General features: G+C 65.4%; 21 protein-coding genes. 8 read left to right on the forward strand and 13 right to left on the reverse strand.

Annotated elements, in window-relative coordinates; all coding sequences use genetic code 11:
- Positions 1-41: 41 nt before the first annotated feature.
- Together ACOQFP_RS20150 and ACOQFP_RS20155 are read right to left on the reverse strand one after the other, a co-directional pair.
- Entirely contained in the window at positions 42-1,337 is a 1,296-nt protein-coding gene (locus ACOQFP_RS20150) for an HRDC domain-containing protein (RefSeq protein ID WP_421585333.1), read from the reverse strand.
- 40 nt (positions 1,338-1,377) lie between these two features.
- Positions 1,378-1,977 (reverse strand): DUF3000 domain-containing protein, encoded by a 600-nt coding sequence (locus tag ACOQFP_RS20155; protein ID WP_206488352.1) that lies wholly within the window; start codon positions 1,975-1,977, stop codon positions 1,378-1,380.
- 167 nt (positions 1,978-2,144) lie between these two features.
- Between ACOQFP_RS20155 and hemE the strand changes: the two genes are divergently transcribed.
- The 5 genes from hemE to ACOQFP_RS20180 are packed head-to-tail and all read left to right on the forward strand — an operon-like array spanning position 2,145 to position 8,292.
- Positions 2,145-3,218: a uroporphyrinogen decarboxylase gene (gene hemE, locus ACOQFP_RS20160; RefSeq protein ID WP_421585334.1), complete on the forward strand. Its 1,074-nt coding sequence runs from the start codon at positions 2,145-2,147 to the stop codon at positions 3,216-3,218.
- Complete coding sequence (locus tag ACOQFP_RS20165) at positions 3,215-4,570, forward strand: protoporphyrinogen oxidase (RefSeq protein WP_421585335.1); 1,356 nt, start codon at positions 3,215-3,217, stop codon at positions 4,568-4,570. Before hemE ends, ACOQFP_RS20165 begins: the two co-directional genes overlap by 4 nt.
- A 4-nt stretch (positions 4,571-4,574) precedes the next feature.
- Positions 4,575-5,270 (forward strand): hydrogen peroxide-dependent heme synthase, encoded by a 696-nt coding sequence (gene hemQ / locus ACOQFP_RS20170; protein ID WP_421585336.1) that lies wholly within the window; start codon positions 4,575-4,577, stop codon positions 5,268-5,270.
- On the forward strand, positions 5,267-5,971 hold the full coding sequence (locus ACOQFP_RS20175) for an HAD family hydrolase (protein ID WP_421585337.1): 705 nt from the start codon (positions 5,267-5,269) through the stop codon (positions 5,969-5,971). The genes hemQ and ACOQFP_RS20175 overlap by 4 nt, the downstream gene beginning before the upstream one ends.
- 26 nt (positions 5,972-5,997) lie before the next feature.
- A complete protein-coding gene (locus tag ACOQFP_RS20180) occupies positions 5,998-8,292 on the forward strand; it encodes a molybdopterin-dependent oxidoreductase (RefSeq protein ID WP_421585382.1) in 2,295 nt (764 codons plus the stop codon).
- Here ACOQFP_RS20180 and ACOQFP_RS20185 read toward each other — a convergent pair.
- The 5 genes from ACOQFP_RS20185 to ACOQFP_RS20205 all read right to left on the reverse strand — a co-directional run bounded on the left by ACOQFP_RS20185 (position 8,270) and on the right by ACOQFP_RS20205 (position 12,978).
- The gene (locus tag ACOQFP_RS20185) at positions 8,270-8,728 is read right to left on the reverse strand and encodes a MaoC family dehydratase (protein ID WP_421585338.1); all 459 of its coding nucleotides are present in this window, start codon (positions 8,726-8,728) and stop codon (positions 8,270-8,272) included. The genes ACOQFP_RS20180 and ACOQFP_RS20185 overlap by 23 nt on opposite strands.
- 28 nt (positions 8,729-8,756) lie before the next feature.
- Positions 8,757-9,185, reverse strand: coding sequence for a peptide-methionine (R)-S-oxide reductase MsrB (gene msrB, locus ACOQFP_RS20190; RefSeq protein WP_206488362.1), 429 nt, complete (start codon positions 9,183-9,185; stop codon positions 8,757-8,759).
- A gap of 27 nt (positions 9,186-9,212) precedes the next feature.
- Positions 9,213-10,451, reverse strand: a complete 1,239-nt coding sequence (locus ACOQFP_RS20195; RefSeq protein WP_421585339.1) for a glycosyltransferase family 87 protein — start codon at positions 10,449-10,451, stop codon at positions 9,213-9,215.
- A 94-nt stretch (positions 10,452-10,545) separates the two neighbouring features.
- Positions 10,546-12,108 (reverse strand): alpha/beta fold hydrolase, encoded by a 1,563-nt coding sequence (locus ACOQFP_RS20200; protein ID WP_341243880.1) that lies wholly within the window; start codon positions 12,106-12,108, stop codon positions 10,546-10,548.
- Positions 12,109-12,189: 81 nt separating this feature from the next.
- Positions 12,190-12,978: a pyrimidine reductase family protein gene (locus ACOQFP_RS20205; RefSeq protein ID WP_421585340.1), complete on the reverse strand. Its 789-nt coding sequence runs from the start codon at positions 12,976-12,978 to the stop codon at positions 12,190-12,192.
- Between the two features lie 34 nt (positions 12,979-13,012).
- Here ACOQFP_RS20205 and zapE point away from each other — a divergent pair, with 34 nt between their 5' ends.
- Complete coding sequence (gene zapE / locus ACOQFP_RS20210; protein ID WP_206488370.1) at positions 13,013-14,026, forward strand: cell division protein ZapE; 1,014 nt, start codon at positions 13,013-13,015, stop codon at positions 14,024-14,026.
- 7 nt (positions 14,027-14,033) lie between these two features.
- Here zapE and ACOQFP_RS20215 read toward each other — a convergent pair whose 3' ends face one another.
- The 4 genes from ACOQFP_RS20215 to ACOQFP_RS20230 are packed head-to-tail and all read right to left on the reverse strand — an operon-like array spanning position 14,034 to position 15,990.
- Positions 14,034-14,561, reverse strand: a complete 528-nt coding sequence (locus ACOQFP_RS20215) for a GNAT family N-acetyltransferase (RefSeq protein WP_206488372.1) — start codon at positions 14,559-14,561, stop codon at positions 14,034-14,036.
- Positions 14,558-15,010: a hypothetical protein gene (locus ACOQFP_RS20220; RefSeq protein WP_206488374.1), complete on the reverse strand. Its 453-nt coding sequence runs from the start codon at positions 15,008-15,010 to the stop codon at positions 14,558-14,560. Before ACOQFP_RS20220 ends, ACOQFP_RS20215 begins: the two co-directional genes overlap by 4 nt.
- Before the next feature lie 16 nt (positions 15,011-15,026).
- Positions 15,027-15,734 carry an alpha/beta fold hydrolase gene (locus tag ACOQFP_RS20225; RefSeq protein WP_421585341.1) on the reverse strand — a complete coding sequence of 236 codons (708 nt, stop codon included), beginning with the start codon at positions 15,732-15,734 and terminating at the stop codon, positions 15,027-15,029.
- A complete protein-coding gene (locus ACOQFP_RS20230) occupies positions 15,727-15,990 on the reverse strand; it encodes a hypothetical protein (RefSeq protein ID WP_421585342.1) in 264 nt (87 codons plus the stop codon). Before ACOQFP_RS20230 ends, ACOQFP_RS20225 begins: the two co-directional genes overlap by 8 nt.
- Before the next feature lie 301 nt (positions 15,991-16,291).
- Between ACOQFP_RS20230 and ACOQFP_RS20235 the strand changes: the two genes are divergently transcribed.
- The gene (locus tag ACOQFP_RS20235) at positions 16,292-17,497 is read left to right on the forward strand and encodes a tyrosine-type recombinase/integrase (RefSeq protein WP_421585343.1); all 1,206 of its coding nucleotides are present in this window, start codon (positions 16,292-16,294) and stop codon (positions 17,495-17,497) included.
- Positions 17,497-17,865: an ImmA/IrrE family metallo-endopeptidase gene (locus ACOQFP_RS20240; RefSeq protein ID WP_421585344.1), complete on the forward strand. Its 369-nt coding sequence runs from the start codon at positions 17,497-17,499 to the stop codon at positions 17,863-17,865. Before ACOQFP_RS20235 ends, ACOQFP_RS20240 begins: the two co-directional genes overlap by 1 nt.
- A 7-nt stretch (positions 17,866-17,872) precedes the next feature.
- On the opposite strand, the gene ACOQFP_RS20245 is transcribed toward ACOQFP_RS20240, so the two are convergent.
- On the reverse strand, positions 17,873-19,354 hold the full coding sequence (locus ACOQFP_RS20245) for a terminase large subunit domain-containing protein (RefSeq protein WP_421585345.1): 1,482 nt from the start codon (positions 19,352-19,354) through the stop codon (positions 17,873-17,875).
- On the reverse strand, positions 19,351-19,824 hold the full coding sequence (locus ACOQFP_RS20250; protein ID WP_421585346.1) for a hypothetical protein: 474 nt from the start codon (positions 19,822-19,824) through the stop codon (positions 19,351-19,353). The genes ACOQFP_RS20245 and ACOQFP_RS20250 overlap by 4 nt, the downstream gene beginning before the upstream one ends.
- Positions 19,825-19,826: the final 2 nt, after the last annotated feature.

Here is a 19,826-nt window from a genome sequence, read left to right on the forward strand (position 1 = left end):
CTCGCCCGGGTACCCGGACGCGTCACCCACTGTAGCGGGTATTACCGGTCGGTAACTTGGGAAGGGTCGAGAGCCTTCGTCAGGACCGGCACCACCAGCGTGCGCTGCCATGGCCGGGCTGCGCCCTCGGCCAGGCGCGCGTCGATCAGCTCCGCAGGGTCGGCATCGGGATCGGTCGGTGTTCGCCAATCCCACACCAATCGGCGCAGCAAATCCGGCATCAACAGATTCTCCACCGGAACCGACACCGATTCGCTGAGCTCGGTCATGGCAGCGCGCACGTCGACCAGTCGCGCAGCCGCTTCGGGATCGCGTCGCGCCCAACGGTTCACCGGAGGTGGGCCGTCGAACGACGCTGCCATCGACGGCAACTCGGCGGTGGGCAGCGCGCGGGCGCGGGTCAGTGCCGACGCCCACAACCGCGAGGATCTGCGTTGGCGAGGACCACCGAACACGGGCAACTGCTCGAGCTCGCGGGATGACTTCGGATCGGCACTGGCCGCCGCCACGATGGCCGAATCGGGTAGTACCCGGCTCGGCGCGACGTCCCGTTTCGCGGCCAGCTCGTCCCGCGTGGTCCACAGCTCTCGCACTGCGGCCAGCGTCCGAGGCGACTTGATCGCATGAATTCCCGAGGTCCGACGCCACCTGTCGGTCTTGGGCTTCGGCGGTCCGAGAGCGAGGATGTGGGCGAATTCCTGCGCCGCCCAGTCGGTCTTGCCTTGGCGTTCGAGTTCCTCTGCCATCGCGTCGCGTAGTTCGAGCAGCACCTCGACGTCCAGTGCAGCGTAGTTGAGCCAGGAATCCGGCAAGGGCCTGGTGGACCAGTCGGCGGCGCCGTGGCCTTTCTGCAGGGCCAGGCCGAGGGTCCGTTCGACGATGGCTCCGAGGCCGACTCGGTCGAATCCGGCGAGTCGTCCGGCGAGTTCGGTGTCGTAGAGCGTGGCGGGTGCGAGTCCGAGTTCGGCCAGTCCCGGTAGGTCCTGATCGGCGGAATGCAGCACCCATTCGAGAGGGTTGATCACCTCGGCCAGTGGCTCGAGATCGTCGGTGACCGGAATCGGATCGAGGAGGACGGTGCCCGCGCCGCGGCGCCGAAACTGCAGCAGGTAGGCGCGCTGGGAGTACCGGAAGCCCGAGGCGCGTTCGGCGTCGACGGCGAGTGGTCCGTGGCCGGAGGCGAGCAGTTTCGCGGCGTTTCGCACGCCGTCCGCGGTGTCGACGACGGCGGGTACTCCGTCAGCTGGGGCGAGCAGAGGAACGGCGACCGTCTCGTTCGCCTGCTCGTCCGACGGGGTGTTGTCCGGCGTGGCGTCGGGGGAACTCTCGGCTGACATGAAAGGTGACTCTAAGCCCTACGGTCGGTTCGATCCGCGCTTATGTCCGGCTGGAACTGCGCTGACCGAGCGTGGTGATGCCGGCAGGAGGCAGCCCGGCCGCGTAGGCGAGCACCTCACAGAACGCTTCGACGTGCGTCGACAGGTCCTCCGATGTCGCCGTCCACGAGGCGCGCAGTTCGAGTTGGTGGGCCTTCGGGGGTCCGGCGATGTCGCCGTAGCGCACCGAACTGGTGGAGGTGACGGTACCGCCGAGGGCATTGAGTGGTTCGGACCGTGCCTCGAGCGCGTCGACCAGCCAACTCCACCCCACCTCGGGAAGCAGGGGATCGTCCGCCAGTGATTCGTCGACATCCGCCTGGATGTAGGCGACCAGGCGGAGCGTTCCGTTCCAGGCCTCGGCACCGTCGGGGTCGTAGAGCAGAATCAGGCGGCCGAATGCGTCGCCGTCGCTCTGTTCGTCGATCTGCTCCGACTCGGCGTGCTTGACCTCGGCCCCGATGGCGTAGCTGTAGGGGGCGAGGCGCTGCGGCGGCCGGATAGGACCGATTTCGATCGCCGGGTGTACCTGAGCTCGATGCATCGCGTCGATGGCGGCGCGAAAAGGCGCAGGTTCGGCGGTGGATCGGGGTTCGGTCACGTCACCGGACGTTAGACGCGTCACGTCGCGCTCAGGCGGAGGCGCGCCGAGCCGTGATGGAAGCGAGGCGCAGGCGGGCCGAGTCGGGGTCCACCCGAATCAGGTCTCGTGGGCGGCCCTGCCCTTGGTGGCAGAAGCCGTAGCAGCGCGTGGCAGCATGGAAGCCGATGAACGCCCATGTGCACGCCACCGCCCCCGCCCGCCGCGAACTCCCGGACGCGCCGTTTCTGGCCGCGATCGCCGGCCGGGCCCCGTCGCGCCGGCCGGTGTGGTTCATGCGACAGGCAGGTAGGTCGCTGCCCGAGTATCGCAAGATCCGTGCCGGCATCGGCATGTTGGACTCGTGTTTCCGCCCTGATCTCGTCGCCGAGATCACGCTGCAACCCGTTCGTCGACACGACGTCGACGCGGCGATTCTGTTCTCCGACATCGTCGTCCCGCTCAAGGCCGCCGGCATCGATCTCGACATCGTCGCGGGCACCGGACCGGTCGTCGCGCAGCCGGTGCGTTCGGCCGCCGACGTGGCCGCACTGCCGATTCTGACCGCCGACCAGGTGGAGCCGGTGGCCGATGCGGTGCGGATCCTCACCCGGGAGCTCGTGAACACGCCGCTCATCGGGTTCGCCGGGGCCCCGTTCACCCTCGCGTCCTACCTGGTCGAGGGCGGCCCGAGTCGTAATCACGAGAAGACCAAAGCGCTGATGCGCTCCGACCCGACGACCTGGCATGCCCTGCTCGACGCGCTGGCGACCACCACGATCACGTTCCTGCAGGCGCAGTTGGCGGCCGGGGTCGATGCAGTGCAGGTGTTCGACTCGTGGGCGGGCGCGCTCTCTCTTGCCGACTACCGCGAGTACGTGCTGCCGCATTCCCTGCGTGTGTTCGACGCCGTGTCCTCGGCCGGAGTTCCGAAGATCCACTTCGGTGTCGGAACCGGAGAACTACTGGGGGCGATGGGCGAGGCCGGTGCCGATGTGGTCGGCGTCGACTGGCGGATTCCGCTCGACCACGCCGTGCACCGTGTCGGCGGCGGAAAGGTGCTGCAGGGAAACCTGGATCCCGCGGTGCTGTTCGCGGGCTGGGATGCCGTCGAGGCCGAGGTTCGCCGCATCGTCGCCGAGGCCGACCGCGCGGTGGCCGCCGGTGCGCGTGGGCACGTGTTCAATCTCGGCCATGGAGTGTTGCCGGATACCGATCCCGAGATTCTGACCCGCGTGGTCGCACTGGTGCATTCGTTGTGACGGCGCGGCGATACGCCGTTGTCGGCGGCGGGATTTCCGGTCTCGTCGCGGCGTACCGCCTTCGGCAGTCCTGTGGGCCGGATGCCGAGATCACTCTCGTCGAGGCCTCGCCTCGCATCGGCGGCACGCTACGGACGGCGGCAGTCGGTACGGACTCGCTCGACGTCGGAGCCGAGGCCTTCATCGGTCGGCGTCCGGAGGTTCCGGCTCTGCTCGCCGAGCTCGGTCTGTCGGATCAGCTGGTGCATCCGTCGCCGCTGCGTCCACTCGTGTTCTCCGGCGGCCGGGCGCATCCGCTGCCGGCAGGCACGCTGATGGGGATACCGTCCTCGGCCGAGTCGGTGCGGGATCTGGTGGATGCGGACGACCTGCGCACAATCGAGACCGAGTCCACGCGACCGTTCGCATGGACGGCGGGCTCGGATGTCAGTGTGGCCGATCTCGTGGGCACCAGGTTCGGCTCCCAGGTCGTCAGCCGGTCGGTCGATCCGTTGCTCGGCGGCGTGTACTCCGGCTCGGCGAGCTCGATCGGCGTGCGCGCTGCGCTACCGACGCTGGCGGCCGCATTGGATCGTGGCGCGATGAGCCTGACCGAGGCAGTATCGGCAGCGCTCCCCACGCCGTCGCCGGGTCCGGTGTTCGGTGGGTTGCGCGACGGTTATGCGGTGTTGCTCGACGCCCTCGTCGCGGCGACCGCTGCCCGGACGGTCGTCGGAACAGGCGTCGAGGGCATCCGCCGAGAGTCGCACGGCTGGTCGGTGGACGGCGTCGGACTCGTCGACGGCGTGGTGCTGGCGGTCCCTGCGCCCGTTCTCGGTCGTCTCGTCGCCGAGGTGGCACCAGCGGCGTCGCAGGCCGCGCAGAGTATCGAACTCGCATCCTCGGTCGTGGTCGCGCTCGCGTTTCCCCCGAGTACGCACTTGCCGCAGAATTCGGGAATTCTGGTGGCCACCGATGCCGGATTGGATGTCAAGGCCTTCACTCTGTCGAGCCGCAAGTGGCCGCACCTGGGGGAGCGTGACGCGGTACTGCTGCGGGCCTCGCTCGGTCGCTTCGGTGACGGCACGGCTTCGAACCGATCCGACGCGGAGTCGATCGAGGTGGCGCTCGCAGACCTCGCTGCGGTGGCGAACATCGACGCGCGACCGGTCGCCGCGACCGTGCAGCGCTGGCCGGGAGGCCTGCCGCAGTACGCACCGGGGCACCTCGATCGCGTCGCCGTCATCGAGGCGGCAGTCGCCGACCTACCGGGCCTCGAGGTCGCCGGGGCCTGGCAACGAGGCGTCGGGGTGCCCGCGTGTATCGCGTCCGCCACCACCGCTGCCGCGCGTCTGATCGAAGTGGCACGATAGGGCCATGGCACGCCTCGATTACTCAGCGCTCAACTCGACTCTTCGCTACCTGATGTTCTCGGTCTACAAGGTCACGCCCGGTGTTCTGGGTGAGGATCGGGCCGCGGCCGCCAAGGAAGCGAAGATGTTCTTCGAAGGTCGTGAAGACAAGGGCGTGGCGGTGCGCGGGGTCTACGACATCGCCGGAATGCGCGCCGACGCGGACTTCATGGTGTGGACGCATGCCGAACGTATCGAGGATCTCCAGGCGACGTACTCCGATTTCCGTCGCACGACCGCGCTGGGCAAGGCGAGCACTCCGGTCTGGAGCAACACCGCGCTGCACCGCCCGGCCGAGTTCAACAAGAGCCATGTTCCGGCCTTCATCGCCGGCGAGGATCCGGGTGCGTACATCTGCGTGTACCCCTTCGTCCGCTCGATCGATTGGTACCTGCTGCCCGACGACGAGCGTCGGACGATGCTCGCCGATCACGGCAAGGCCGCGCGCGACTACAAGGACGTCCGCGCGAACACCGTGCCTGCTTTCGCTCTGGGCGACTACGAGTGGATCCTGGCTTTCGAGGCCCCCGAACTGGACCGCATCGTGGACCTGATGCGTGACCTGCGGGCCACCGAGGCCAGACGACACGTGCGCGAGGAAACCCCGTTCTTCACCGGCCCTCGGGTCGAGGTGGACGCGCTCGTCGAATCATTGCCGTGACGGCGAACGGCGCGCGAGACATCGAGGCGGTTCTGTTCGATTTCTCCGGCACCTTGTTTCGACTCGAGGAGCATCCGTCGTGGTTCGACGGAATCTGCGGTGCCGACGGAACACCCGTCGACGGTGCCGCAGCAGCGGAGCTGATGCGCAGAATGACTGCTCCGGTGGGCGAGACCGTCGAGTTCGACGAACAGACCCGGCACGCCTGGCGACATCGCGATCTCGATCCTGCGCTGCATCGACGGGCCTACCTGCACGTGCTCGAGCAGTCCGGTGTCACCGATCCGGCGCAGGCCGAATCGGTCTACGGGCGAGTGATCGATGCCGATTGCTGGACGCCCTATCCCGATACCGAAGCGGTGCTGAAGTTGCTTGCCGCGGAGTCGATTCGCATCGGGATCCTGAGCAACATCGCGTTCGACATCCGTCCGGCATTCACCGATCGCAACTTGCACGAGTACGTGGACGAGTTCGTGCTCTCGTTCGAAGTCGGTCAGGTCAAACCGAATCCCGAGATCTTTCGGCACGCCGTTGCGGCCCTGGGCGTCGATCCGTCCGTGACCCTGATGGTGGGCGACAGTGCCGAGGCCGACGGCGCGGCGCGTGAGATCGGCTGCAGCTTCGCGCTCGTGGATCCGGTGCCGACGGCGGAGCGTCCCGATGCATTGCTGGCAGCGTTGAGCGCGTTCGGGATTCGGTGACGACCGCAGTGGCAGGCGTACAGCACATGGGCCACTGGGGCATGTTCCGAGCCGAGTCGGACGGACGCGATGTGACCGCGGTCCACCCCGAGGTGTCCGACCGCAATCCCTCCCCGGTGCTGGGCAACCTCGTCGGCTCGGTGACTCACCGGTCGCGGATCACCGCACCGGCGGTGCGCAGAGGCTGGCTCGAGCAGGGGCCAGGGCCGACCGACAAGCGTGGCAGCGACGAGTTCGTCGAGGTCTCGTGGGACGAGCTGACCGATCTGCTGTCGGGTGAATTGCGCAGAGTGGTCGGTGAATACGGCAACAGTGCCATCTACGGCGGGTCGTACGGGTGGGCGAGTGCCGGACGCTTCCATCACGCGCAGAGTCAGGTGCACCGATTCCTCAACTGCATCGGCGGATACACCCGATCGGTGCACAGCTACTCCCTCGGTGCGACCGGGGTCATCATGCCGCATGTTCTCGGAGCGCATTGGAAGATGTTCTCGCGCTCCACATCATGGAACGTGATCGCCGAGCACACCGAGCTGTTGGTGGCGTTCGGCGGAGTCCCGGTGAAGAACACCGGTATCAATCATGGTGGTACGTCGGATCATCCGACGCTCGGGTCGCTCGACGCGATGCGCGCCCGCGGTGGGCGGATCGTCACCGTGAGCCCGCTTCGAAGCGACCTGACCGGTGACTCCCGCTGGATCGCACCGCGTCCCGGCACCGATGTCGCGATGATGCTGGCTCTGGCTTTCGTCCTCGTCGACGAGAAGCTGCACGACACAGCCTTTCTGGAGAAATACTGCCAGGGATACCCCGAGTTCGAGCGCTACCTCCTCGGTATCACGGACGGCACGCCCAAGACCCCGCAGTGGGCGTCGGCGATCTGCGGCATCGAGGCCGCCGTGATCGCGGATCTGGCACGGGAGATGGCCTCGAAGCGCACGATGGTGACCGTCACCTGGTCGTTGCAGCGGACCGAGCACGGCGAGCAGGCACCATGGATGGGCATCACGCTGGCGGCGATGTTGGGCGGCATCGGTGTTCCTGGTGCGGGGTTCGGCCATGGCTACGGTTCGATGAACGAGCCAGGGCTGGCCCCGGTTCCGTATCCGTTGCCGACTCTCCCTCAAGGGATCAATCCCGTGCCGGATCTGATTCCGGTTGCCGCGGTCTCGGACATGCTTCTCGATCCTGGCGGTGAATTCGACTACGACGGTAAACGATTGACGTATCCGGACATCCGAATCGTTTACTGGGCCGGCGGAAATCCCTTTCACCACCACCAGGATCTGGGACGGCTACGTCGCGCTCTCGGTAAGCCCGATACCGTCGTGGTGCACGACCCGTACTGGACGCCGATGGCCAAGCACGCAGACATCGTCGTCCCCTCGACCACGTCGTTGGAGCGATCGGATCTGAGCTGCACCCGCAACGATCCCTTGCTCGTCGCGATGGCCCCGGCCGCCGCGCGGTTCGCTGATTCCCGCGACGACTACGACACGTTCGCCGAACTGGCGACGAAACTGGGTGTGGGGGAGCAGTTCACCGAGGGGCGTAGCTCGCAGCAGTGGCTCGAGCATCTGTACCAGCAGTGGCGCGGATATTTGCGCGTCGCCGGCGTGGAGACCCCGGAGTTCGACGACTTCCGGCGTGCGGGTTCGTTTCGGATGCAGACCGAGGACGATCTGACGTTCTTACAGGATTTCCGAGCGGACCCGATGGGCAACGCGCTGCGTACGCCGAGCGGGAAGATCGAGATCCATTCTGCGACCGTGGCGGGGTTCGACTACGAGGACTGCCGCGGGCACCCGATGTGGTTCGAGCCGCAGGAATGGCTCGGCGGGTCACGGGCCGAGCAGTTTCCGTTGCATCTGATCGCCAATCAACCCCGAACCAGGCTGCACAGTCAGCTCGACCACGGCGCGGTGAGCCGGAACTCGAAGATCCAGGGCCGCGAGCCGTTACGCATGCACCCGTCCGCGGCCGCGGCGAGGGGAGTCTCGGACGGGGACGTCGTGCGGGTGTTCAACGACCGCGGTTCGTGCTTGGCCGGCGTGATCGTCGACGACGCAATGCTGGAATCGGTGGTGCAACTGTCCACGGGAGCGTGGTACGACCCGCTCGATCCGGCCGATTCCGGTTCGATGTGTGTGCATGGCAGCGTGAACGTCCTCACCGCCGACACGGGAGCGTCCTCGTTGTCGCGGGGGTGCACGGGCCAGCATGTGTTGGTGGAGATCGAACGCTACGACGAGCCGCTGCCGCCGATCACGGCGTTCGATCCACCGGTGTCGACGAAGGTCAGAACACCACGCGAGAGATGATCTCGGCAACGAGCGCAGGCTTGTCCTCGCCCTCGATTTCGAGAGTTCCGGTCGTCACGATCTGCAAGGCTCCACCGGAGGCATCCTCGACCGAGGTCAGGGTGCTCTGCAGCCGCACATGCGCTCCGACCTTCACCGGGTTGATGAAACGTACCTTGTTGGAGCCGTAGTTGATTCCGAGCTTGGTGTTCTCGATGGTGTAGATCTGCCAGTTGAGCATCGACACCAGTGACAGGCTCAGAAATCCGTGTGCGATCGGCGCGCCGAACGGGCTTTCCTTCCGGGCCCGCTCGACATCGACGTGGATCCACTGGTGATCACCGGTGGCGTCGGCGAAGGTGTTGACCCGCTCCTGGGTGATCTGTAGCCAGTCGCTGGTGCCGAGGTCTTCGCCGACGGCTGCCTTGATCTGCTCTGCTGATGTGAAAGTGCGCATGCTCACAGTATGGAGCACACGTCACCGATCAGGATGCAGGCTTGAGCGTCAACGAGATCGAGTTGATGCAGTAGCGCTGGTCGGTCGGCGTGGGGTAGCCCTCGCCCTCGAACACGTGGCCGAGGTGGCTGTGGCAGCTACGGCAGATGACCTCGACGCGGCGCATTCCGAGCGTGGTGTCTTCCTTCAGGATGACGGCGTCACTGTCGGCCGGATCGAAGAAGGACGGCCAGCCGCAGTGGGATTCGAATTTCTCGGTGCTGCGGAACAGTTCGGCACCGCAGGCGCGGCACTCGTAGATGCCTTCGGTGGTGGTGTCGGTGTATTCGCCGACGCCGGGCCGCTCGGTGCCCGCCTGGCGGAGCACTGCATATTCTTCGGGGGTCAGCTTCTCGCGCCACTGGGCGTCGGTGAGCTGGACGGCCGGAGCGGAATTGTTGTCGGTTGCTGAACTCATGCTCACACGCTAATACGATTTGTCGGACTATGCCGTTTTCGCTGGTGGCGTGCCCGGCAGCAGGTAGCTGGGTTCGATTCCCTCGCTCAATCGTCCCTCGCTTCGGGCAGCGAAATAGCGTCCGACGAGCACTCCGAAGATGACGACGATCAGCAGTGCCCAGCCGAACGTCGTACGCAGATAGTCCAGCGCGCGGCCGGTCTCGATCCAGCGACCGGACAGCCAGCGGTCGTAGTTCATGAACCCGTAGATCGCGAGCCACGCGGGCCAGTTACGGAGCACGGAGTTCTTCAACACCACGGTCATGAGCAGAGGGAACAGCATCATCGAGTAGTACATCTGGCCCAGGGATCCCAGTAGCCAGTGTGCCGTGAGGATCAGGCCCGAGGCGGTCGAGAAGAAGAACAGTCGATCCTCGCGGCAGTACCGGTAGAGCAGCCACAACGACACCAGAACCATCAGACCGAGTACCGCGCGGATTCCCAGGGTGAGGAACTCGGGGACGCCGTAGTAGCGGCCGTTGCCGACCACGGCGCTGTTGAAGTAGTCACGGGTCTGCAGCAGATAGGGCAGCGTGCGATCGACGAAGTTCATCGGGTCGACCGACAGGGGCCAGGCAATCACCATGAGCACCACAGGAATCGCGATCGAGGTGATGAACACCTTCCACTGACGGGTCATCAGCGGCAGCAGAAGCAGCGGCGCGAGCATCGGCTTCACCGCGAGAGTCAGTCCCATGGCGACGCCTGCCGACAGGTCTTTGCGCTGAAGCAGAAATCCGATGAACGCCACTTCGCCCAGCAGAACGAAACCGTTGAAATTGGTGAACACCAGGGTGTTGGTGACGGTTTCGCTGACGAACGCCGCAAGCAGCAGCGCGGGAGCGGCGACCGAATCGAGTCGGAATCCGAAGATCCGCAGCAGAATGTACAGCGCGATGAGGATGGCTATGGTGCTGGCGAGGATGAACAGCCAGCGGGAGCGCTCGGGATCGATGACGGCGATCGGCGAGAGCAGCATCGTCGCGCTCGGTTGATAGAGGTAGTGCGGATCGACGGAGTCGAAGTTCGCCGTGTACACGGGCTGGCGGTTGAGAAAGGCCAGAGCGGCGTTGTACACCGGGTTGAAATCGTTGGTGATGTCACCGTTGACCGCCTTGATCACCACGCGTTGGATCACCGTCATGATGGCGATCGGCCACAGGGCGTACTTGATTACCTCGGCGGTCGTCCGCCCTGATCGCGGCTCCAGAAAGCTAAGTGACACCCGGGAACGGTACCCGAGGCGGTCGTCGCAGCAGAGAAGGACACCCTCGAACCCAGCCCTCGTCGGCTGTGCCGAGCCGCGGACGGTACTCGACTCAGGCGGGGCAGACCGTGCCGTTCGTAGGAAGCGCAGCGTCCCGCGCGTAGTCGACCGCGATGGTCTGCAGACACTGGGATCCGCCGAGACTGGGATGCCCGCTGCCCTGCCACGCAGCCGACGCCACCGCAGTCCCGGTGGCTCCGACCAATCCGGTGACCGAGGACAGTCCGCCGTTGCCGACGATGGGGTCGCCTGCGTTGGACAGCACCAGCACCGGAACGTCCAGCGAGCTGGGTAGTGGGGTGGACGGTGCCGTCGGCCAGGACGAGCACAGCAGTGCCGTCAGGGCGGCGTCGGTGCCGTAGATCGGATACCGGTCCGTCCACTGGGCCGAGAGGTCACGCACCCCCTGCGGCGATGGCCACTGCTGGCCGTCCGTGCAGCGAGATACGAATTGACCGTCGGTGCGGTAGGCGTTTCGAGCGCGTTGGGCGAGGGTGGACAATGCTGCGGTGTCGGACCGGGCGGCCTCGGACAATGTCTGGGACAGCTCGGTGGCCCGAGACGAGGCGTCGCCTGCTGTCGATGCAAGCGCGAAGGTGATGCCATCGAGGATTTCGTGTGTGGACAGCGGCGCGAACTCGCCGCCGGCGGCGCGTCGGATCAGCTGCGCCACGGCACCTGTCGGATCGCTGCCCAGTGCGCAGTTCAGCGCGACGCAGCGTTGCGCGAAGGCTGCGAAGGCAGCTTCCTTGCCCTGGGTTCGCTGCTCGGCGAGCGTGATCTGATCCGTGCCGACTCCGGTTGGGGAATCGAGGACCACACGCGAGATGTGATTCGGGTACTTCGCCGCGTAGGCCAATGCGGTCAGCGCGCCGTTGCCCGAGCCGATCAACCCGATTCGGTCCACGCCCCAGAGCTGGCGGAGCCGGTCGAGATCGTCCGCGGCGTAGGTGGTTCCGAAGGCGAGTTCCTGCGGCTGCAGCGTATCGGTGCATTCGATGGTGGCATCGCGGCCCGCGTCGACGGCACGATCGACTGCGTCGGCATTGGATCTGGTGAACTGCCCCAGCGCATCGACGGCCGCTCCGGCAGGGGGGTCGATGCAGTCGACCGCAGTGGATCGGCCGATGCCTCGCCGATCCACCGCGACGATCGGGTGAGCTTCGAGAAGTGTCGACAGCGGGCCTGCGGCCATGGTGGCCAGCGTGCCGATCGAGGATCGATCCGAGCCGGAGGTGAACACCAGCGGGCCGGCATCGGTGGGAGTTCGATCGAGGCGTGCGCGCAGAGCACCGACAGCGAAGGTACCGAACATCTGCCCGCTGACATCGACGTCGGCCTCGTATTCTGCGCACTCGAGTATCAGACCGGGGGTGCTGGCTGTGAGCCCGAAAATTCCGAGCGTGGGAGCAGTGCAGTCGCCCCAGGCCAGGTCTGTCGTCGGGACGGCGAGCGCGGCCGGTGCAGGTGGCGCGTCCGCAGACGATTCTGCAGGCTGACCGGGCGATTGCTGCTCCACCGCGACATCGGGACGGATCGACGGCCCTGCCCCGCAGGCCGCGCACATCGTGGCGAGGACGAGGACGGCGGCGAGCATCGAACGTTTCTGCGTCACGGTGCGAGGCTATCTACTTTCGGTTCGGCACCGCGCGCGCCCGTCGCGAACGTGGACAATCCGGTAGCGCACAACGCGCCGTCACGATGGTCGTACCCAGCGCGTGAGCAGTGTGCCGTCGGAGTCGCCGATCACGTGCGCGCGCATCATCGGCGTCTCGGTTGCGTCGGTGAACTGCGCGATGCGCCCGGCCGACCCGGCAACGAGCATGGGCGAGACGGTCAGACACACCTCGTCTGCCGCGCCGTCGGCCACGAGCTGACCGAACAGACCAGGCCCGCCCTCGCACAGTATGCGGAGAAAGCCGAGCTCGGTCAGCGTGCCGAGGATGTCGCGGGTGCATACCGATCGACCGGACACCTCGATCACGGTTGCTCCCGCCGACCGGAGCGCAGTGACCGTCGATCGGTTCGCGGTCGAGGACGTCACCACGACGGGCTCGACCGAGGTGTCGGTGAGCAATCGAGAATCCGGATCGATCGACCCGGAGGCCGTGACCACGACCATCGTGGGGACCGGTGCCAGTCCGTTCGCCACCCGGCGTGCGATTGCCTCCTCGGACAGTGAAACGCCGCCGTAGTTCTCGGCGCGAGCGGTCCCGGCACCGACGAGGACCGCGTCACAGAGCTCTCGTAGAACGCCGAACACGCGTGCGTCGGCGGGGGTGCCCAGGCCTGCGGAGGCTCCGTCGGCGGTGACCGATCCGTCGATGCTGGCAACGAAGTTCGTTCGGATCCACGGGCGGTCCACAACTGTCGGGTAGGCATACAGGGCTCGAACGGCGTCGTCGGTGAGTTCCGAGCCGAGTGCCGGTGCAGTATCGCGTGCCTGCTCGGATGTGAAGTAGGTCCCAATATCGAGAAGCTGCATGAGAGAGATCAGACCACGTCGCTACGCTCGACAAATGCCCGCACGCCTTGTCGACCGTAATCCCGTGGTTCCCTCCGATCAGCTGATCGCGCAGATGGTCCCACCGGCGATGTTCGACGATGTCAGTTTCTCCTCGTACATTCCCGATCCCAACGAGCCGACGCAGGCCGAGGCGGTTGCGAAGGCGGAGGCGTTCGCGAACAAGGTCGAGAAGATCCGCGGCAAGGGCAAACGCGGGCTGTTCGGCAAGAAGACCCAGGCCACCGGTGCCGGCCTGTACCTCGACGGCGGCTTCGGCGTGGGCAAGACACACTTGTTGGCCTCGATCTACCACAGCGTTCCTGAGCCCAAGGCGTTCGGCACCTTCGTCGAACTCACTCACGTCGTCGGAGCCCTGGGCTTCAACAAAGCGCTCGAAGAACTCTCGAACCACAGTGTGCTGTGTATCGACGAGTTCGAGCTCGACGATCCCGGCGACACGATGCTCGTCTCGCGGCTGCTCTCGGAGCTGTCGCAGCGCGGAGTGTCCATCGTCGCGACGTCGAACACTCTGCCCGGCCAGCTCGGCGAGGGACGCTTCGCCGCCGAGGACTTCCTGCGCGAGATCAAGAAGCTCGGATCGATCTTCGAGTCCATTCGCGTCGACGGCCCCGACTACCGCCACCGCGATCTGCCCCCGGCCCCCGATCCCACTCCCGAGTCGGAGCTGATCGAACGCGCCGAGACCGTCGACGGCGCAACATTGGACGATTTCGACGAACTGCTGGCGCATCTGAGCACCCTGCACCCCTCGCGCTACGGCAAACTGCTCGACGGTGTTCCGGCTGTGTTCTTGAAGAACGTCCACCCGGCATCGGACCAGGCCATCGCACTGAGACTGGTGGTCCTCGCAGACCGGCTCTACGACGCGGGTATCCCGGTGACCGCCTCGGGCGGAAAGCTCGACGAGATATTCACCGAGGAGATGCTGGCGGGCGGCTACCGCAAGAAGTACCTTCGCGCCACGTCGCGATTGCTGGCCCTGTCCCGATTCGCTGCAGTCGGCTGAATCCGCGTCACAGCCGCGCCTGCATGACGTAGTCGTCGTGGGTCTGCACTCCGACCACGAACGTCTTGGTGCCGACGACCTCGAATCCATGCTTGGCGTAGAACTTCTGCGCCCGCACGTTGCGCTGATTGACCCCGAGCCACGCTCCGGCGCAACCGGATTCGCGGGCGTAGCTCAGTGCGAACGTCATCAGCCGGGCCGCAGAACCGCTGCCGTGCTCGGAAGGTGAGACGTAGAGTTTGCTGATTTCCAGCGTCGGGTGGTGCGAGAGGGCTGCGCGAATCTCCGGATCCGCAGGAGCCCCCGACACGAGCATCGCGTACCCCACCACCTCCGAATCGGTCGAGTCGTCGACCAGAACGGTCCTGGCCGCGTCGGCGATGTAGCTCTCGAAGCATCTGGTCGACAGGACATTCGCGATGAAGTGCTCGATGTCCTGCGGGCGAGTCCCCGGAGGGCAGGCGAGCGGAAAGGTCTGCGCGGCCACCTCCGCGATGCGATCGGCATCGGCGACCTCCGCCACTCGCACGCTCACAGCAGATCCACCGCGTTCTTCGCATCACGCACGGACAGGCCGGTGCGGTCCCGCAGCAGTTCGATCGCAGTGATGGTCCTGCCTTCCGATTTGAGCGCTTTCAGCCGGGGGAGGAGATCGTCCCATGGCACTGGTACCGCTCGAGAGGAACCGATGACGGTCGACGAGGACGGCAATGGTGCTCCGCGTTCGATCGATTCGACGGCGATCTCGGCATCGGCCGATCCGGCGCCTGTTCGATCGCGAAAAACCTTGATGGCCTGCATCTTCTTGTTCGCCGCCAACAGCTGGTAGATGTCTGCTCGGGCGGCATCGTCGAGACCGTCCGCCGCGATCGTGCGTGAGGACGCCGATGATCTGTCGGGCTTCTTGCGGATCAGCAGCCAGGCCGCCAACACCGCAGCGTCGATGAGGACCAGCGCAACGATGAACCATCCCCAGGTGGGCATGCTTTAGTAGACCACTTCAGCGGGACGGGCAGAAGACTGGACCGGCCGCTGACGTATCGGACTGCTCCGTACCGAACAATTCGACGGCAGCGGTGAGTGTTCGCGCTGCCGCGTCGTACTTGGCAGCGGCGAGATCGTGGCCGGCACCCTCGAAGTCCACGAGCAACGTGGGAGCCGGGACCAGTGCAAGGGCCGAGCGCAGTTCCGAGGTGGTGCCGAACGGATCCTTCGTACCGTGCAGCACCACCGTCGGGATTCGAAGTTCCGGAAGATGTTGAATACGAGCCTTTTCCGGCTTGCCCGGCGGGTGCAAGGGATACGACGTCAAGACGAGCCCGTCGACGCAGCCGGGGTGTTCGGCCGCCATCATCGAGCCCTGCCTGCCACCGTAGGAATGACCACCGAACGCGATGAAGCCAGACGTCTCGGCGCGGAGACGGTCGACGGCAGCGGCAATCCCCAGTCGGTCCTCGGCGGAGTACGACGGGTGGGGCGGCCCCTTGGGCTTACGCACTCGAAACGGTAGATCGAACCGCAACACCGTGAATCCCGCGCCGGCCCACACCGCCGCGATGCGCTGGAGCAGCACCGACTCGCAGTTGCCGCCGGCACCGTGGGTCAGCGCGAGCCCACCCCGTGACGGGATCGACGGTGTGTGCAGAAAAGCGACGCCCCCGCCGAGATCGATCTGGGCGGGGGCATCGGAACCGTCGAGTTCAGGCATCGTTGTGGGACGTTACCTTCTCTTCGGTGTCAGCGGTTTTGGTATCGGTGCTGTCCGATTCACCATCGACGAGTTCACCGTCGTCGCCGACCATGTCGGCGAACGCGGTCCCGGCGACGGTTCCGTTGGTTCCCGGTAGCGACACAGTGGGCCGCGAGCCGGGGCGATAGCGATCGTCGAGTCCCTCTACGGACTTCTTCGCATCCTCGAGGGTGGCGTCGTCGACCGTGGGATCACTCTGGGCATCGTCCGACACGTGCGTGTCCTTCCATCGAAGTGTGTGCGTCATCTCCACTGTGCACTTCTATGGCGTGAATCACCACAACTGATTCGTGAAGCACAAAAAAGACCCCCTCGAAAGGGGGTCTTTTTTGACTGACTGTGGTGCGCGATACTGGGATTGAACCACTATTCGACGTAACCCGAGATACTGGCTTTCACCACGAAATATGCCTGCTCAAGTGCGGTATTGCCAAACACTGACGCGTGACATACGGTGACACGAAACGACACAGATTCACTCCTGTTGGGTCATGTATGGGTCACGAAAGGCAGTCATGGCAGAGAACCGCACACGCGATCGGGACTTCGGAACGATCGACCTGCTCGCGTCGGGAAGCGTTCGGGCGCGGTTCCGTGCCGACAACGGCAAGCGGTACTCGCAGACGTTCAAGGTCGATCAGTCGGGCACCAAGGCCCAGGAAGATCGCTCCCGTCGTGAAGCTGAGAAGGCCGCTCGGACCTGGTTGACGGTCCAGCAAGGGCAGCTCGCGACGTCGACATGGAAGGCACCCGAACGCCAGAAGGCGGCGGTCCTGACGTTCGGCGAGTACGCCGGGTCGTGGATGGAGTCACGCGACAAGCTGAAGCCGACGACCCGCCAGCACTACCAACAGTTGCTCGATGACCACATCGTCCCGGTCCTCGGGAAGATTGCGATGGACGAGCTGAGCCCGGCCGCGATCCTGCGTTGGCACGGTAAGACGCTGATCGGTAGGCCCACGGCTCGCGCGCACGCCTATTCTCTGGTCCGCACGATCTGCGAGACCGCGGTGACGATGGACGTGTTGGAGAAGAATCCCTGCCGCATCGAGGGTGCGGGCTCGGCGAAACGGGCCGTGAAGATCCAACCGGCGTCGTTGGGGGAGCTTGAGACTGTGGCGGCCGCTATGCCCGATCGTCTCCGCCTGATGGTGCTGCTCGCTGCCTGGTGCGCGATGCGGTTCGGAGAGTTGGCGGAGTTGCGCCGCAAGGACATCACGCTACGTGAAGCCACTGACATCAAGACGGGCGCGGCCGTACACACCGGCGTCATTCGTATCCGTCGTGGCATGACCCGCGCGGACGGGAAGAAAGTCGTGGGAACGCCGAAGTCGGAGTCAGGTAAGCGTGACGTTGCGATCCCACCGCACCTGGTGCCGATGGTCCGTGACCACCTCGCAACCCATACTGACACCGACGCTGACGCCCTCCTGTTCTCCGCTCTGAACGATTCGACCGAGCACCTTGTGCCGTCGTCGCTGTATCGCGCGTTCTACCCGGCACGGGAGAAGGCGGGCCGTCCTGATCTGAGGTTCCACGATCTTCGGCACACGGGCGCTGTGCTCGCTGCGCAGACCGGCGCGACGTTGGCTGAGTTGATGGCCCGCCTCGGACATTCGACGCCCCAGGCAGCGATGAGGTACCAGCACGCGGCTGCGGACCGTGACTCCGCAATCGCCGCCGCGCTGTCGCTACTCGTTACGTCGACCACTGCAAGCTGATGGGCCGCTACAACCCCTGGAAACATATCGGGGAGACTTATCCGCACGTCATCGTGTGCACCGCTTACGAACTGGAACCGGGCGTCCGCGGCCTCATCAAAGACAACCACATCTGGATCTGCCGAACCCTCGACCGCGTGGCCCGGCGATGCACGCTCGCGCACGAAATCGTGCACCTGGAGCGCGGCATCGTCCGGCACCCTTCGGACTCGGTGCAGACGCAGGAGGAGGAACGGATCGTCGACACCATCGCGGCGCACCGGTTGATCGACAAGGAGTTGCTGACCGAGTTGCGGGCGGCGTCGTTGCCTACGGCTGACATCGCGAAGGCGCTCGATGTGACCGAACGCGTCCTGAAATACGTCTGACGGAATCTCACCAGCCGTCGCTGTGGTCCCGGCCTCGACCGCGGCTGATCGCGGACGGCAAATCCCAGCACCTAGGTTGCTCTAAAATCTTCGTGCCGTTGCCCGTGGTCAACACCTCTGACTTCGCCGGCCGCGGATCATCCGGCCGCCACGCTGCCACGTTGCCCTGCACCGTCGACATCACCTGCATCAGAGCGTCCGCCAAGTCATCGTGCCCCGCCACCTCGGGAACCTCGATGCGCATTGCACCGCTCGGCGTCTGCTCGTACTGCAACGCGTGCAACTGCTTCAACAACTCAGGGTGCCGGGGGAGCACGAGCCGGCCCTGTTGCAAGAGCAGCTTCACCGCTCCGTAGCCCGACGCCTTACGGCGGTTGTCGGTCACGACAGGGGTCACCATCGTCGTTCGGCCGTACGGGCCCGATTGCCGGTAAACGGTCTCCTGCAACACGCTCGTAGGCATGGCCCCGACACCGTTGACCTCGCTCACGATTCGATACAGGTCGTAGCCTCGCGCGACTGCCGCGATTCTCTCGATAAACGTCGAGTACGGCATCCTCGCGTGTGCCTCTAACCACGGGATGAAGTAGACGATCTCGTCGCCATGCTTCCCGCGGTTCAACTCCTGGTCATCGAGCACACCGAGGAGGACCAGAGCATTCGAGTCGTGGAATCCCCAGTCGACACCTGCCACCGCGAGCTGACCGAAAGCCTTCTCAGGCGGAGTCAGTTCGTACCCGGCGACAGCATCGTCGAGCTCGGCCGCCGTGAAGTAGGCACCGGTATCGTCTACATATTCGGCCAGCACCTCGCGGGCGTAGTCGCGTGAAGTCATCGACGCCTTGAACGTCTCCAACAGGGCAGCATCCACCAGTGGCGAAATGGTCGACGGCCAGTGGAACGACGCGTACATCTCGCCCGGTTCGAGCTTGCCCTGCCGCCACGTCCTCGCGAAGAAGTGATCCTGCGTCCACGGCGACGACGCCATCACGATCCGCGAACCGGGCCGCGCGACGACAGTGAATTGAGCCGCTGTCCACAGCTCTTCCGCCATGAAGTTCGCTTCGTCGACGATGAGCAAGTCGATCGACCGACCGCGCACCTGACGAGTCGACGCCGGCACACAGACAATCTCCGAACCGGTGGTCAGGACGATCCGGCTCTTGTTCTCTTCGACCGTCGCACCCCTCAACAGTTCGGTATCGAGAAGGTCGACGATCGACGCCAGCAACACCTTCGCGGCCTCTTCGCCCGCCGACAGAATCAGAGTCTTGGAACCCGGCACACTGAACGCCTGATGCAACGCGAGCATCGCCAGTGTCGACGACTTGCCCGCCTGTCGACCCGACACCACCGTGCGGATACGTGCCGGGCAGTTCGCCACCTCCAACTGATGCGGCCACAGCGGTCGCCCGACAATCTTTCGCGCGAACACGTCAATATCGTTGCGGGCGTTGCGAATTAGAGTCTTGTCGATTGCTGATGTCACGTGTCCACCTCTGCCATGAGCGTCGCCAAGTCCACCTGAGTCGCTGCCGAATCGCGCTGCAACTTCGCCCGACTCACCGGGTCCATCCCCAACGTCGCGCGCAACGATGACGCCCTACCCTCGAACGACGGCAACACCTTCGCGGCCGGCACAATCGCCCCGGTCTCGTCGAACATCCCGTGCTCGTCGATCCACGTATGCAACAGATCGACCTTCGCCTCGAACCGAGCCCACGCCAACAGAGCAGGCTCGAACGACGGGTCCGACAAGTAGGGGCACTGAGCCTTCGCGACCTCCACCCACCGAGCCGCCAACGGGGCAATACGGCGCTCCGAATGAGCACCGTGCGTCACTGCCATCTCGTTGTTCTTCTCGAACGGCGGCCGCTGCCAGGAAGACACAGGGGCCGGAACGAAAGTCCCGGCCTCCTGCGCTTCCTTGCGGGCGCGCCGAACCGGTGCGCCAGCCACGA

It is taken from the genome of Rhodococcus sp. MALMAid1271, assembly GCF_049195265.1.
In the GTDB taxonomy this organism is placed as follows: domain Bacteria; phylum Actinomycetota; class Actinomycetes; order Mycobacteriales; family Mycobacteriaceae; genus Rhodococcoides.